General features: G+C 31.1%; 14 protein-coding genes and 1 pseudogene. 12 read left to right on the plus strand and 3 right to left on the minus strand.

Annotated features, from left to right (window positions below; genetic code table 11):
• Window positions 1-253 precede the first annotated feature (253 nt).
• From ACTCDL_RS08350 to ACTCDL_RS08370, 5 genes are all read left to right on the plus strand, one after another.
• On the plus strand, window positions 254-934 hold the full coding sequence (locus ACTCDL_RS08350; protein ID WP_463175742.1) for a flavodoxin family protein: 681 nt from the start codon (window positions 254-256) through the stop codon (window positions 932-934).
• Between the two features lie 43 nt (window positions 935-977).
• The gene (locus tag ACTCDL_RS08355) at window positions 978-1,760 is read left to right on the plus strand and encodes an EFR1 family ferrodoxin (RefSeq protein WP_463175743.1); all 783 of its coding nucleotides are present in this window, start codon (window positions 978-980) and stop codon (window positions 1,758-1,760) included.
• Window positions 1,761-1,880: 120 nt separating this feature from the next.
• A complete protein-coding gene (locus ACTCDL_RS08360; RefSeq protein ID WP_463175745.1) occupies window positions 1,881-2,264 on the plus strand; it encodes a MerR family transcriptional regulator in 384 nt (127 codons plus the stop codon).
• Window positions 2,248-3,048 carry a carboxymuconolactone decarboxylase family protein gene (locus ACTCDL_RS08365; RefSeq protein WP_463175747.1) on the plus strand — a complete coding sequence of 267 codons (801 nt, stop codon included), beginning with the start codon at window positions 2,248-2,250 and terminating at the stop codon, window positions 3,046-3,048. Before ACTCDL_RS08360 ends, ACTCDL_RS08365 begins: the two co-directional genes overlap by 17 nt.
• Window positions 3,049-3,211: 163 nt before the next feature.
• The gene (locus ACTCDL_RS08370; protein WP_463175749.1) at window positions 3,212-4,195 is read left to right on the plus strand and encodes an aldo/keto reductase; all 984 of its coding nucleotides are present in this window, start codon (window positions 3,212-3,214) and stop codon (window positions 4,193-4,195) included.
• 135 nt (window positions 4,196-4,330) lie between these two features.
• On the opposite strand, the gene ACTCDL_RS08375 is transcribed toward ACTCDL_RS08370, so the two are convergent.
• The gene (locus ACTCDL_RS08375; protein WP_463175750.1) at window positions 4,331-6,052 is read right to left on the minus strand and encodes a BamA/OMP85 family outer membrane protein; all 1,722 of its coding nucleotides are present in this window, start codon (window positions 6,050-6,052) and stop codon (window positions 4,331-4,333) included.
• A gap of 817 nt (window positions 6,053-6,869) precedes the next feature.
• Here ACTCDL_RS08375 and ACTCDL_RS08380 point away from each other — a divergent pair.
• The 5 genes from ACTCDL_RS08380 (at window position 6,870) to ACTCDL_RS08400 (ending at window position 11,288) form a co-directional block, all read left to right on the plus strand.
• Window positions 6,870-8,762, plus strand: coding sequence for a methyl-accepting chemotaxis protein (locus ACTCDL_RS08380; RefSeq protein ID WP_463175751.1), 1,893 nt, complete (start codon window positions 6,870-6,872; stop codon window positions 8,760-8,762).
• 16 nt (window positions 8,763-8,778) lie between these two features.
• On the plus strand, window positions 8,779-9,021 hold the full coding sequence (locus ACTCDL_RS08385; RefSeq protein ID WP_463175753.1) for a DUF4351 domain-containing protein: 243 nt from the start codon (window positions 8,779-8,781) through the stop codon (window positions 9,019-9,021).
• A gap of 320 nt (window positions 9,022-9,341) precedes the next feature.
• Complete coding sequence (locus ACTCDL_RS08390; RefSeq protein WP_463175757.1) at window positions 9,342-9,548, plus strand: hypothetical protein; 207 nt, start codon at window positions 9,342-9,344, stop codon at window positions 9,546-9,548.
• Entirely contained in the window at window positions 9,509-10,222 is a 714-nt protein-coding gene (locus tag ACTCDL_RS08395) for a helix-turn-helix domain-containing protein (RefSeq protein WP_463175758.1), read from the plus strand. The genes ACTCDL_RS08390 and ACTCDL_RS08395 overlap by 40 nt, the downstream gene beginning before the upstream one ends.
• 367 nt (window positions 10,223-10,589) lie before the next feature.
• Window positions 10,590-11,288, plus strand: a complete 699-nt coding sequence (locus ACTCDL_RS08400; RefSeq protein WP_463175761.1) for a class I SAM-dependent methyltransferase — start codon at window positions 10,590-10,592, stop codon at window positions 11,286-11,288.
• Between the two features lie 5 nt (window positions 11,289-11,293).
• Here the strand turns inward: ACTCDL_RS08400 and ACTCDL_RS08405 are convergent, their stop codons facing one another.
• Window positions 11,294-11,440 carry a hypothetical protein gene (locus tag ACTCDL_RS08405; protein ID WP_463175763.1) on the minus strand — a complete coding sequence of 49 codons (147 nt, stop codon included), beginning with the start codon at window positions 11,438-11,440 and terminating at the stop codon, window positions 11,294-11,296.
• Window positions 11,441-11,476: 36 nt separating this feature from the next.
• Window positions 11,477-11,614, minus strand: a pseudogene (locus tag ACTCDL_RS08410) (LysR family transcriptional regulator); the annotation flags it as partial.
• Between the two features lie 215 nt (window positions 11,615-11,829).
• On the opposite strand from ACTCDL_RS08410, the gene ACTCDL_RS08415 reads away from it, so the two are divergent.
• Both ACTCDL_RS08415 and ACTCDL_RS08420 read left to right on the plus strand, forming a co-directional pair.
• Window positions 11,830-13,356 (plus strand): purple acid phosphatase family protein, encoded by a 1,527-nt coding sequence (locus tag ACTCDL_RS08415; protein ID WP_463175765.1) that lies wholly within the window; start codon window positions 11,830-11,832, stop codon window positions 13,354-13,356.
• 101 nt (window positions 13,357-13,457) lie between these two features.
• Window positions 13,458-14,588, plus strand: a complete 1,131-nt coding sequence (locus ACTCDL_RS08420) for a YibE/F family protein (RefSeq protein ID WP_463175767.1) — start codon at window positions 13,458-13,460, stop codon at window positions 14,586-14,588.
• Window positions 14,589-14,778 lie beyond the last annotated feature (190 nt).

Here is a 14,778-nt window from a genome sequence, read left to right on the forward strand (position 1 = left end):
TAATTTTCTTCTAGACCTTTTGGTGACTTTTAGGGCAATGCTAAAAGTCACTCGGGAAAAAAGCTGATAAGCTTTCCCGAAAAATATTTTAATAATTTTGCTTACTTTTAAAAAGCGAAAATGTCGCAATATATCCATTAATAGATATTAGTAATGTCCAAGTTTCCCTATTAAAAATATCAATCTAATAAACATGTTAATAGGGTGAGTTAGCTAATTACAAAAACAGTTTATTTTAAAAAAGGGGAGAGTAATGAAAATAGCTATTGTAAATGGAAGTACTAGAAAAGATGGTGCAACAGCAAAGATATTGGGTAAAATTTCTGAGATTTTGACTCAAAAAGATGAGGTAGAGGTCAATTATTATGATTTAGTTGATTATCAGATTGAGTATTGTACAGGATGCAGAGTCTGCTATAGAACTGGAAAATGCTCTATAACTTCTGATGATATTGAAAAATTATCAGAACAGATTAAAAGAGCTGATGGGATTATTATAGGAAGTTCCACCTTTGGAAGTTATGTGACAGGGAGACTAAAGTCTTTTTGGGACCGTGGTCACTTTATTGTGGAACAATCCCTTTACAATAAATATGGTTTTTCAGTTGCTACATATGAGATAGCTGAAGGAAGTAAAGCACTTAATGCAATTAAAAAATTCTTTCTTGTCTCTGGTGCAATAAGAGGTGGGAGTATTTTAAAGAGATTAAAATTCAACGAAGATCCTTTTGCTGATAAGAAATTTCTTTCAAAATTAGAAAAGAAGGTAGAAAGTTTCTATCAGATAGTTAAAGGGAGAAAAAGTAGAAGTATTTTTGAGTTTATCTTTACGAAATTAATATTAATCCCGTTGATTTGGAAGCCTAGATTTTTAAAAAGAAGAGATGAATACAAAGGGGTATTAGATATTTGGAAAGATAAGAAGATAATCTAAGTAGGATGTAATTGATTTAAAAACCCTGTATTAGGAGGCTAAGATGAAAAAGAGTATATTTTACTTTTCAGCTACAGGTAATTCATTAGCTGTTAGCAAAGAGATAGCAAATAAGTTAGAAAACTGTGAGCTCATATCGATTGCAGAGGTAGTTAAAAAAGAGCGTTATGATATTGATAGTGAGATGGTGGGTTTGATATTTCCTGTATATTGTTTAGATGCTCCTAAAATTGTCAAAGAGCTTATAAATAAGGTAAATTTTAATAGTAATCCATACATATTCTCTATTGCAACTAATAATCGACAGCCTGGTTATACTCTCGCTACTATTGATAAGCTACTAAAAGAGAAAGGTCAGAACCTTGATCTAGGATATACCTTAGTTATGCCAGGAAATTCAGTAGTAATTGAAGATAATACAAATTCTAGAGAGGAGCAGATATTAAGGACTAATAATTCTAAAGTAATTATAAGGGAAATGATAAAAGATATTCAAGAGAAGAGAAAAGCAGCTATTGAGGGGGATTTTTCTTTAAAAGATAGCATTAAAAGATTAATTTATCAACTAGCTGTTTATAAAATTTATAAGCCTCAGAATCATTTCTGGACAACAGAGCAGTGTATAAGATGTGGTATTTGTAAGAAGGTATGTCCCACAGAGAATATTACTGTAGAAGAACAAGGGGTAGAATGGGCTAACAACTGTGAGGGATGTCTAGCTTGTTTTCATTGGTGTCCACAAAGTGCTATAAATCTGGGAAGTAATACTCTTAATAAGAGTAGATATCATCATCCAGCGGTTAGTTTAGCTGAAATAATTAAATAAAAGGTTAAGAGAATAAGTAGTATATATTTTTGATTTATAATTTAATTGATAAAATTATAAATTAATATTGACTTAAAGTACACTTTAAGTGATACACTCTTAGCATTGGGAGGTGTCTTAATGAAAGAATTAGAAATAGGTGAAGTAGCAAAACTGATTAAATTAAAGCCCCATACTCTTAGGTATTATGAAAATATTGGCTTAATTAAAGATATAAAGAGGAATAATTCGGGAAATAGAATTTATAGTGAAAAAGATTTAAGGTGGATAGAGTCTCTAAAGAGACTTAAAGCTACTGGAATGAAAATAAGTAAAATGAAAGAATATGCTGAATTGAAGGATCTGGGAGATACAACTATTAGCCAGAGAAGAACTATATTAAAAGAACATTTGAATTTAATAGAAGATGAAATTAAGGTGCTCTTAGAAACTGAAGAATATGTTAAGAATAAGATTGAAATTTATAAAGAAATGGAGGAAGAATTTAATGAAAGAAGAGAGTAGATTTGAAAAAGGATATAAGAAATTATCTGAAATAGATGGAGAAGCAGGAGAAGTGGTAGTTAAGAATTTAAAAGATATATCTCCTGATTTAGGAAAATATATAATTGAATACTGCTTTGGAGATGTCTATTCAAGAGAGGTACTTGACTTAAAATCAAAAGAAATTGCTGTTGTAGCTGCTTTAACAGCTTTGGGTAATGCCGAGCCTCAATTAAAGGTGCATATTAATGGTGCACTAAATGTTGGGTGTTCGATTAATGAAATCAAAGAAATAATACTTCAAATGTCTGCATATTCTGGATTTCCAAGTTCTATTAATGGGATGAATGCTTTAAAAGAGGTATTAAATGAACGTCAAAAGCAAGGGAAAAGTGATTTAATAGGGGAAAGTCCAACAAATGAAACTTCATCAGGCAATAGATATGAAATTGGGGCAAATGAACTTACCCAATTAGATAGTATGCAAGTAGAGCGACTTGAGAAAGCTTATAATGATTTTTCTCCAGATCTTACTAAGTTTATACTTGAGTATGGCTATGGAGATATCTTTGCAAGAAATAATTTAGATAAGCAATATAGACAAATTGCTACAATTGCAGCATTAACAGCATTAGGTAATGCACAATCTCAATTGAAATTTCATATTAATGCAGGACTAAATATTGGTTTAAGTATTGATGATATAAGAGAAATCATGTTATTAATGACTGTTTATTCAGGTTTTCCATCAGCAATAAATGGAACAAATATTTTAAAAGAAGTTTTAAATGAAAGAAATAAATAAATAATAACTTTTTTAAGTAACCGAATTAAAACATCTCTCAATTTTAAAAGAACTGAATGAAAATATGATATTAGATAAATTTATGAAAGACTCACACTAACTTTGCATCGAGCCACAAGGTTTGTTGTTGAACTGATAAAATTTTGTAAAGGAGTATGAAAAGATGAAAAAAAGACGATTAGGAAAAAATGGTCCACAGGTTTCGGCGATTGGATTGGGTTGTATGGGGATGAGCGAATTTTATGGAAAAAGCACTTATGAAGACTCTCGTAATACCATTCTTACAGCACTGGAATCTGGGGTTGATTTTTTAGATACTGCTGATATGTATGGTAATGGAGAAAATGAAAAATTGCTAGGAAAGGTTCTAAAGGAATGGAGTGGTGAGGCTTTTGTAGCTACTAAATTTGGAATTGTAAGAAAGCCTGGAGCATATGAGCGTACAATCAATGGTAAAGCAGAATATGTCAAGCAAGCTGCTGAGGCTAGTTTAAAGAGGTTAGGGCGTGAGGTGATTGATCTATATTATTTACATAGAATGGATAATGATACTCCTATTGAGGAGACTATTGGTGCAATGGCAGATTTAGTTAAGGAAGGTAAGGTAAGATATATTGGTATTTCAGAGGCTTCAGCGGATACTATTAGGCGGGCTCATAGTGTTCATCCGTTAACTGCTGTACAATCAGAGTATTCGATGGCAACAAGGCATATTGAAAAAGAGATACTACCTACTTTAAGAGAATTAGGTATAGGTTTTGTTGGATATAGTCCATTAAGTCGGGGCTTGCTAACTGGAAAGTTAAATCAAGATTTACTAAAGCAAGAAGGAGATTTTAGAAGGATGTTACCCCGGTTACAAGGTGAAAATCTTGAACATAATAATAAAGTTGTCAGAAAGCTAATAAATATAGCAACACGAAAAGAAATTACACCAGCACAGCTTTCATTGGCATGGGTTCTATCAAGAGGTGAAGATATTATACCGATTCCTGGTACCAAACGAATTAAATATTTAATGGAAAATATAAAAGCAGTTGATGTTAAATTGAATACAAAGGAATTAGAAGAGATTGAAGCCATCTTAGCTGATGGGATTAAAGGTGAGCGTTATACAGAATCAGGAATGCTAGGGGTAGAGGAGTAAAGTTGAATAGTTTAACTTAAGTAATTCTAGAGCTTTGCTTATTGAACCTATAATATTATCATAGAACACAGGATTTACTAAGAAATTAGAAAAGCCAGTATATTGGCTAGCAACATACTGGCTTTTGAATTTAATTTAGAAACTAGTACCCACCTTAAAGGTAAATTCATCCTTATGACCATCATCTCCTTCTGGAGCATAACCATAGTCAAATCCCAATTCTGCACCTAGTACAGGAACGAAGAATCTTACTCCAGCACCAACAGAATAATTCAAATCATTTAAACTGAATTCATTGTCTTTAAAGGTACGACCTACATCAGTAAAGAGAACACCTCTCACTGCTTTATATAAATCCCTTCTATATTCTATACTGGTTAAGAAGATAGAATCTCCTTTAAATCCATCGGTACCTCCATAATGGCTGCTATCATAGCCACGAACTCCATCAAGTAAGCCAGGTTTTAGCTTATATTTCTTATAACTTGGCAATTCTCCATCACTAGCCCCTAATTTTACTCTAAATGCCCAACTGCCTTTCTCACCTGCTTTATAGTAGTTTCTAAGATCTAAATGGCTTTTAAGGAAATCATTATCCCCATTAAAGCCTGCTTTTTCAATTTTAAATTCTTGTCTACTTCCTGACCTAGGGTGCATATAATTATCTCTAAGGTCTCTAATAGTAGTAATGGCTATACTTCGAGTATTTTGATAAGGATCTTCACCCTCTTTAGTCTTATCATAGTGAAGATTTAAATAACCTTTGATACCTTCAGCTAGTTTTTTACCAAATTGAATGTTTGCGCCTTTTTCTTTAATATCTCTTTCGACTCTAGTGCTATTACCTATATCATCTAAACCACCTATATCGCTTATATTAGTAGTTTCCTCTGTCATTTGGTGGAAGAGGTTGATATTGAAGCTGGTATGACTTTCAAAGATCCAAGGATCATAAAAATCAATATTGTAATCAGTAACATCGCTTCCTCCCTCAAAATCTAAGGTAAGTTTCTGTCCTCTACCAAACATATTATGTTTTTCCAACATAATGTTACCTACAACACTACTTTCTGCTGAATCCTTTACTCCAAATACTGTTCGTCCATTTATAGGTTTATTGAGATTCAACTTGACATCGATTGCTTGAGGGTCGTTAGGAACCTGTTCAAACTCTGGTTTTATCTCTTCAAAGTACTTTAAGCTCTGGATTTTTGAAATATCTTTTTTAACATCGTTGATATTAAAAGGCTCTTCTTCTTCCATAGATAATTGTCTTCTGATAACATAGTCCTTTGTATTATCTTCAGGATTGATTATAATTTCATTTAATCTACCTTCATCTATAATGATATTTAGCTGATCTTCTTCCATTTGAATATCAATTACTCTAGCTAAAACAAAGCCTTGCTCATAATAATATTGATTTATATTATCTCTATCCTTATTTAACTGATTAAAGTTTAAAATTTGACCACGTTTAACTGTCAATAGTTCTTTAAGTTTATCATCACTGACCTCTTGATTTCCTTTAATAACTACATTAGATATCACAGGGTTTTCATCTACTTTAAAGATTATCTGTATTCCCCCTGCATAGTTTTTAAAAAGTACTTCGATGTTATTAAAATAACCTAAGTTATAGATAGCTTGCATATCTGCTTTTAATTTTTCATTAGATATTTCCTCTCCAATACTAGTACTCACCTGCTCTAGAATCGTTTGCACTTTAATAACTTCATTTCCTGATACCGTAATATCGGTAATAGTGTTATAGTTGCTACTATTAGCCATTACTTGATTAGTATTGATTACAATTATAGATATTAATATAATTATAATTCCAATTTTTCTAAACATCATATACCCCCTTAATTATTTTCTCTGCTATAACAATCTAATTTTATATTATATTACTTATAATTAGATGGGCATCTTTACTCATCTCTTGCTTATTAAAATCATTAATTTAGAGCTTTGATTTAATACTTAATTATTAATATACTAACATAATTAATTCTAGATTGAATTGCTTCTACCTGCTTATAGATTAAAATAAGCTCTACTAATTTGTTAATAAATAAAGTAATTTGAGATTCAACCTACTTCTCTTTATATATTTTAACGTCTAATTTTAAGGATGGCAAATAATTGCTTTAATAATTTATGAATTACTGCTAAACTCAATAGATATAATCTTTTAAGATGAGCAAATATTATTGTTTTTAAATAATTATAAAGAAAATTTCAATAATTAATAAAGGAATGATGAAAAGAAAGTATAACTTAATAAATTAATGATATAATAATTTTTCTATCGGAATTTAATTCCATCAAAATTGATGAAGATAAGACTAGCTAGGATAATCTTTAGATTAACAAGATCAAGGAAATGGGTGGAGGCTGTAATTAGTCAAGAAGGTATGAGAAAAAGAAGATCTTCTATTAGTTAGTCTTTTAATTAAGAGAGGTGATAGAGAAGAAGTTGAGAAAAGATTGAAGTCCTAGCTACTTAGGAAGTTATTTTAGTGGTTAATAATTCAAAATAAAGTAGATTTAGATATTCTCTTATTTTTCTTGAATAATGTAAACATATAAGTCTGGATTATTATTGAAAATAAGGATAAAAAGATCAAAATGACAATAAACAAAAATAATCTTCTAAGGTGGGGATAAAATGAAGATCAAGAATACTAAAGATAAGATAAAAATTAAAAGTATCAAAAATAAGATTTTAATCTCTTTTGTAAGCATCAGTATTATTTCACTAGCGATTATGGGAGTCTTTTTGCACTTTGAGTTAAATAAAAAACTGGTACCTCTAGTATCAAATATGTCTCAAGATATTGTAAAAGCCAGAGCTGCTGAGCTAGGAGAGCTGATGGATGGAATTTTAAAGGAGATTAGTAATATTGCTCAAAAAGAAGTAGTTCAATCTATGAATTGGGATGAAGCTAAGAAAGAATTAATTAAAGATAAAGAGGAGAGCGATATAGCCTATGAAAATCCCTTTATTTTAGACAATAAAGGATATGGGAATTTGCCTAATGGTGCTAAGATTAATCTAAGTAATAGAGATTACTTTCAGGAGATAATGAAAGGAAAGGATACCTTTATAAGTGATCCTATTATCTCTAAAGCTTCAGGAAAACCTATAATTATGATAGCACAGGCGATTAAAAATGATCAAGAACAGACTATAGGGGTACTCGGATTTCCTGTTATACTGAAGGAATTTTCTAAGAGAATAACTGGGATTAAAATAGGAGAAGAAAGTTTTGGTTGGGCGATTGATAATAATGGTTTGATGATTGCTTTTCCTGATAATGAAGTAGTAATGAAAGCTAATATTTTAAAAGATGAAGCTGATATTAAAGGACTAAAAGAGATAGGTCAGAAAATGATAGCAGGTAAAAGTGGTAGTGGAGAGGTTATTATGCCTAATGGAGAGAAGCATCAGGTGCTTTATAGCCCAATCCCTAATACACCAGGTTGGAGTTTAGGGGTTGATATCTCTACAGCAGAGATGTTAAAAGAAGCAAAGAGCTTAATTAACATGATTATTATAGTCATAGGTATTATAATAGTATTAATGGTTGGAGCTTCTTATTTAGTCGGTAATAGTATAGCAAAACCAATAGAAAAGCTAGCTAAGGATATAGATAAGTTCGGTCAAGGTGATTTTAGAGTTGAATTTGATGTTAATTCTAATGATGAAGTAGCTCAGATTGCCGATGCTTTAAATCGAATGGGCAATAGTCTTAGAGCAATGATTACTAATATTTTAGAATCGGTAGAGAATCTATCTGCTCAAAGTGAAGAGCTATCAGCTAGTGCTCAAGAGGGAACTGCTAGCATTGAAAGTAGTAATGAGTTAATGAGAAAAATGGTTATTAATGTTGAACAGATTTCAGGTAGCATTCAAGAGGTGACTGCCTTTGCTCAAGAGAGTAGCTCACAGACTGAAGCTGGTACTGAAAATATAGATGATACTATTAATAGTATTCAAGAGATTAATCAGTCAGTAAAGGAAACAGTAAAAGCTGTAACTGCTTTAGAGAAGAACTCTGAAGAGATCGGTAAGATTGTAGAGTTGATTACCAATATTGCTGAGCAGACCAATCTTTTAGCACTAAATGCAGCCATTGAAGCAGCTAGAGCTGGGGAACATGGTCGAGGCTTTGCAGTAGTAGCTGAAGAGATTAGAGGACTTGCTGAGGAGACTACTAAGGCTACCGATAATATTTCTAATTTAATTAATCAGACTCAAAATAATGTAGAGATAGGCTTTGAAGCAATTAAAGATGTGGAAGATAAGGCGAAGGAAGGAGAAGCAATTGCCATTAAGACTGGTGAGGTCTTTAAAGTAATTCAAGGTGCTAGTGAAGAGACTTCAGCTCAAATCGAAGAGACTGCTCTGTCAACTCAAGAGTTAGATGAGGAGGCTACAAATGTGATGAATGCCTCTGAAGATATTAAGAATATGTCTGTTGAAATAGCTAATTCTTCTCAAGAGTTAACAAATATAGCAGAAGAGCTACAGAACTTGGTTGCTAAGTTTAAGATTTAGTAGGGGAGGAGAGAATATGCTCAAAGCCCTTAAGATTATAGAAGAAAGAGGAATAGAAAAAGGGATTAAAATTGGTAAGAAGCGGGCAACTAGAAGAATAGTTTTAAGGTTATTGTTAAAGCAATTTGGTGATTTAAAGAAAGAATATATAAGAATGATAGAAAATAAAAAGGTTGAGGAGTTAGATATTATTATAGAGAAGGTAATAGACTTGAAGGAGATTGTGGAGTTAGAAGAATATCTTTCAACTTCTAACTAGCAATAGAAAAAGGAGTATTCTTACTAGTGAGATCTGCCAGCTTCTGTGCTGGCAGATCTTTTTTTATTTATAAGTTAATTCTTTAGTTCTTTATTCGTGTTTCATTAGTGTTAATTCGTGGTTAACCATTTTTTTAATAATTAGAATTTAATGAAATTCCTTAATTCAATCTATATAGCTAAGGTTTTAAAGTTATAATTATCTTAATTAAAAAGGAAATTAGAATTTTAATATAGAAGAAATGATCTTAGGATAGATAAAGCTTATGTATAAGTTTGAATGTTTATTATTATCTAAAAAGTAGAAGTAGGGGTGATTATATGAAGGGTATAAACAAGCTAGATAAAATAAAAGCTCTTGTTGGAGATCTAACAAAAGAGCAGTTACAGCATATCGATTGCTTTATAGGTGACAAGGTAGGTGTTTTTATGCCTATATCTGGTCAATGTTATTATGCTATAACTCCTGCTCATACCATCCCTCCTATATGTTTATTATTCCTTTTGATGATCAAGCTATTCTTTTGATGGATGGTAACAAGATTACTTCAAAAGAGGGTACATTATATGGACTCTCACCTAATATTAAACACCATGAAGACTATGTAGAGGATATACCAAGATATATGGCAATTTTTATCGATCAAGAGATGATGAAAGAACAACTTTCAGTTTATAATGGCACTGAAGGTATAGAATTTATGGGGGAGATTGTTCAGTTGCAGGAAGGGCTTGTTGAAAGGATAAAGTATTTTATGTCCGAAGCAGATAATGTAATACCAGGAAATGATCTTGTAATTAGAGCTCTTGAAGTAGATATCTGCCATCAGATTATTAGAAATCTACTTGGTATCTCTTATAGTAATGATAGAGTAAGTAGTAGATTAGAGGTTAATAAAGCAATAAACTTTATGTATTCAAACTTCTCTTCACAACTTAGTGTTGAGCGGATTGCTAAAGAAGCCAATATGTCAGTTTCTCATTTTTCAAGGGTCTTTAAAAATGAGACTGGCAGCACAGTAACAGATTATTTAAATAAGATTAGGATAAAAGTTGTAAAGAAGTTACTAGTAAAAGATAGATTAACTCTGACTGAGATAGCCCATCAGAGTGGTTTTAATAGTCTATCCTATATGTCAACCTGTTTTTCTAAGTACAATAAAATCTTACCTTCACAGTATCGAGATATGTTGAGAAGATGATAAGATATTTAAAATGATTGATTGGATATTAAAAGAAGTACTTATATCATTTATGTTATACTAAGCAAAAGGTATAAGGAGTGATAGAGGTGAGTCTTTTAGATGTATTAGAGTTTGCTAATAATAATCCTGTCAGCTATATTAGTACAGTGGATAATTTAGAACCTAGAGTTAGAGATTTTTAGAGTAGCTATTGGCAAGGCTCATTTTTGGACAATGGCTGATAATTTAAGAGAGAATCAAGTTGAAGTAATTGAGTTTTAAATAGTGTAGGATTAAATATTATTCAAATTAAAGGGACTGACTATTATTGGTTATCCTTTTTCTATTAATTTAAAAATTAGCTAGAAAAAGAGGTTGAATATTTATGGAAGAGCAGAGCAAAATGGAGAAAATAAAAGAACACTTTGAACAAGAGGCAAAGGAATTTGACGAGATTATATTAAAATTAATTCCTTATTATGATCAAATGATCGAAGCCTTGCTTTCAGCTATCCCTTTTGAAAGAGATAGTGAGATAGAGGTGATAGATTTGGGATGTGGAACAGGAAATATAATTAAGAGGGTAAAAGAAGAGTTTCCTATGGCTAAATTGACTGTTCTTGATCTATCTGAGCAGATGATAGAGATGACTAAATTAAAGCTAGATGGATATGAAGAAGTAAAGTATTATGTAGATGATTTTTATAATTTTAAGTTTCCTAATAAATATGATGTTATAATATCTTCCTTAGCATTACATCATTTAATCAGCGATGAGGATAAGAAAGAGTTTTATCAAAAAATATATAATGCACTCTCTTCAAAGGGAGTATTCTATAATGCTGATGTGCTACTAGGCTCTAATCAGCAGTTGCAAGAGATTTATATGAAAAAATGGAAAGGGTTTATGAGCAAAAGTTGTTCAATTGAAGAGGTAGAGAATACTTGGTTACCTAAATATAGGGAAGAGGATAGCCCAACTACATTACTTAATCATTTAATATGGCTTCAAGAGGCTGGATTTAAAGATGTAGATATAATCTGGAAATATTATAATTATGGAGTTTATGGTGGGAGAAGATAATTAATTTAAATCTCAACCATCAACTCCATAAACTTCTGACTAGCAATAGAAAAAGGAATATTTTTATTAGTTACAACTGCCAGTTTTCTTTCTGGCAGTTCTTCTTTTATATCTACTTTTTCAGGAGTAATTTTAACTTTAAAGTCATCCATTAACTTATCAAACTTTAGTCAAACTAAGCCTTAAGTGTTTAATTTTGCTTCTAGAGATGTAATACTTTGACTAACAGTTGATTGAAATATAAAGATGTCATCAACAGCTTTAGAGAAGCTAAGATATTCTGCTACATAATAAAAGGCTTTGTAGAGTTCATAGTTAAGCTCTATTTATAAGTATCTCTAATCAATTATATTTTAATTATTAATTTAAGTAATTAATTATTATACTATACATTGATATAATATTAAAAATAAGTAAATAAAGTTAAATATATGTTAACTTAATTGAAATTATTATATATGTCTGATATAGTAATCCTTATTAAAGAGAAAATAATATTTATTGTAAAATTAAGTCTATAAGATAATAAGGAGGAGATTAGATGATTAATTGCAAAAGAAGAAAAAATTTATTAGTAGGGTTGGTATTGGCAGTAACTATATTGATAGGTACTAGTCTAAATGCTTTTGCTGCATCAAATGATGCTTGGACAGAAGCTACTCAAACAGAGGCTGCTAAAAATGGTGCATTCGAAAAATGGAGTAAAAAATGGGACAATCGCAAAGATGATTGGACACAAATCGCCCTTACTCCTGGTGCTAATCCAACAGAATTAAATTTTGGGTGGTATAGTAAAGATACAGATTCAAATCCTAAAATCAAAATAGGTAAGCATAGTGACTTAAGTGATGCTAAGGAATTGAAAGTAGTATCAACACCAGCTGTAAAAGGGTATCAATCAAATAAAGCAACAGCAATAAGTTTAGAAGAAAATACGACATATTATTATAGTTATACAAAGAATGGAAGATGGTCTCAACCTATGATCTATAAGACTCAAAATACTAAAAACTTCAGTTTTATCTATGTAGGTGACCCACAAATAGGCTCTTCAAGCCGTAATACAGCAACTGGTAATCTAAAAAAACAAGGACAGGATTTAGGATGTAGAAATGATGGTTTTAACTGGAACAATACTCTAAATCTTGCTTCATCAATAGCGCCTAAGGCTAGTTTTATCTTATCAGCAGGAGATCAAATTCAATCAAGAGATAAGAAAAGCAAAAACCCCCTTTATACAGGAAATGAAATGGAGTATGCTGCTTTCTTAAGTGCTGATGTTCTAAAATCTCTTCCTATCGCTACTTCCATAGGAAACCATGACTCATTATCAAAAAATTATTCTTTCCATTTTAATAATCCTAATACTAGTGATCTTGGTAGAACAAATGCTGGTGGAGATTATTATTATACTTATGGGAATACACTATTTATTATGTTAAATACTAATAATCGAAATATTGCAGAACATAAAGAGTTTATAGACAGGGCGGTTTATGCAAACCCTAATACAAAATGGCGTATTGTAACTGTTCACCATGATATTTATGGTTCAGGTGAACATTCTAATGAACCTAAAATTGTTAGTTTAAGATATAATTTAATCTCTATTTTTGAAAAAAATGATATCGATGTAGTTTTAGCAGGTCATGATCATACTTATTCAAGAACTTTTCTGCTAAAAGGCGGAAGAATCAAAAAAGGTAAAATGTTAACTGATGATGAATTTGATGAGTATTTTGAAGGTGACAAATCAGTAGATAATAGATACAATGAATATTTAGCAAGTGTTGCAGACAAGAATGCAATTAAAGAAAATACTAGATTATCAGAGGTAGTCAATCCAGAGGGAATCCTTTATATAACTGCTAACTCTGCTTCAGGTAGTAAATATTATGAATTAGTAGATAATCAACAAGCTTATATCGCTAAAAGATGGCAGAGAAATATACCTACTTTTTCAGTAATTAATATTGATGGAAATCGTTTTACTATTGATACTTATAGAACTGATACTATGAAAAAGATAGATAATACATTCTCAATTGTAAAAACAGATAGGAACTAGGATTATTTATTATTAAATATAATTGGCTAATAAACTATTAACAGAAGTAGATATATCTACTTCTGTTAATAGTTTAAGGGCAAAAAAGCAGGGGGCTATCAATGAGACGTAGACAACTTATTGTTATAATTATAATGATCTTATTTGGAATATTTTTATTCTTTTTTAATAAGGTAGATAAAGTGGAACTTATCAATAAACAAGGAAGGAGCTTTGAAAAGGCTAAAGTAATAAAGGTGATAGAAGATAACTTGCAGGAAGATGGTTCAAGAATAGGTAGCCAAAGAGTTCTGCTAAAGTTGCTCTCAGGTACTAAAAAAGGAAAAATTATAGAAGCAACAAGTTTTTCAGGCTATTTAAATGGAGCCGATTGTAAAGAAGGAATGACTGTAATTGCAGAAGTAAATGTTCATAATGATACCATTTTTGTCTCTGTATATAATTATCATAGATCACCAACTTTATATGCTATGATAGCTTTGTTCATTGGAAGTATCTGCTTAATAGGGTCTACAAAGGGGCTTAATTCAGCTTTAGGATTAATCTTTACTTTTATCTGTATTATCTATCTCTATTTACCGATGTTATACAAGGGGTATTCACCTTTTTGGTCAGCAGTTATAATCGTTATCCTCACAACAATTGTTAGTCTTTACCTTATCAGTGGGATGACTTATAAAACTCTGTCAGCTATTTTAGGAACTATCTTAGGTGTAGTGATAGCAGGTGTTTTTGCTAGTTTATTTGGTTATTTAACAAAAATTTCAGGAAATAATGTATCAGATATTGAAGAACTTATCTTCATAGGGTCGTTAACAGAACTAAAGATTTCAGGATTATTATTTTCAGGAATACTAATCTCCTCATTAGGCGCAGTTATGGATGTTAGTATGTCAATTAGTTCAGCAATCAATGAAATTTATCTACAAAATCCTACATTAAATAGAATAGAACTCTTTAAATCTGGGATGAATGTAGGAAGAGATATGATGGGTACAATGGCTAATACTTTGATTTTGGCTTTTACAGGTGGATCAATTAATACACTTATCTTTATTTATTCCTATGATATGGAATATAATCAGATTATGAACATGTATCCAATAGGAATTGAAATTTTACGAGGTATTTCAGGGAGTTTAGGAGTTATATTTACAGTACCTATGGTCTCTTTGATTGCTGCTTATTTAACTCCTAAAGTTGAGGTGAATAAATCTCCCTTGAGTACATAAGAGAGATTTTGACCTTTGTGGAAAGATTTATTAGTAGATATTTAGAGTTTGATATTCATATAGATAAACAACTCTAGAATGTAATTTAATGGGGATATTGCGACACTTTTAGGAATCAGGAGTCAGGAACCAGTTATCAGTAAAACAGACTGATTCCAGATTCCCGATTCCTGACACAAAAGTGTCACAC

The sequence above is a fragment of the Orenia sp. genome (assembly GCF_055140805.1).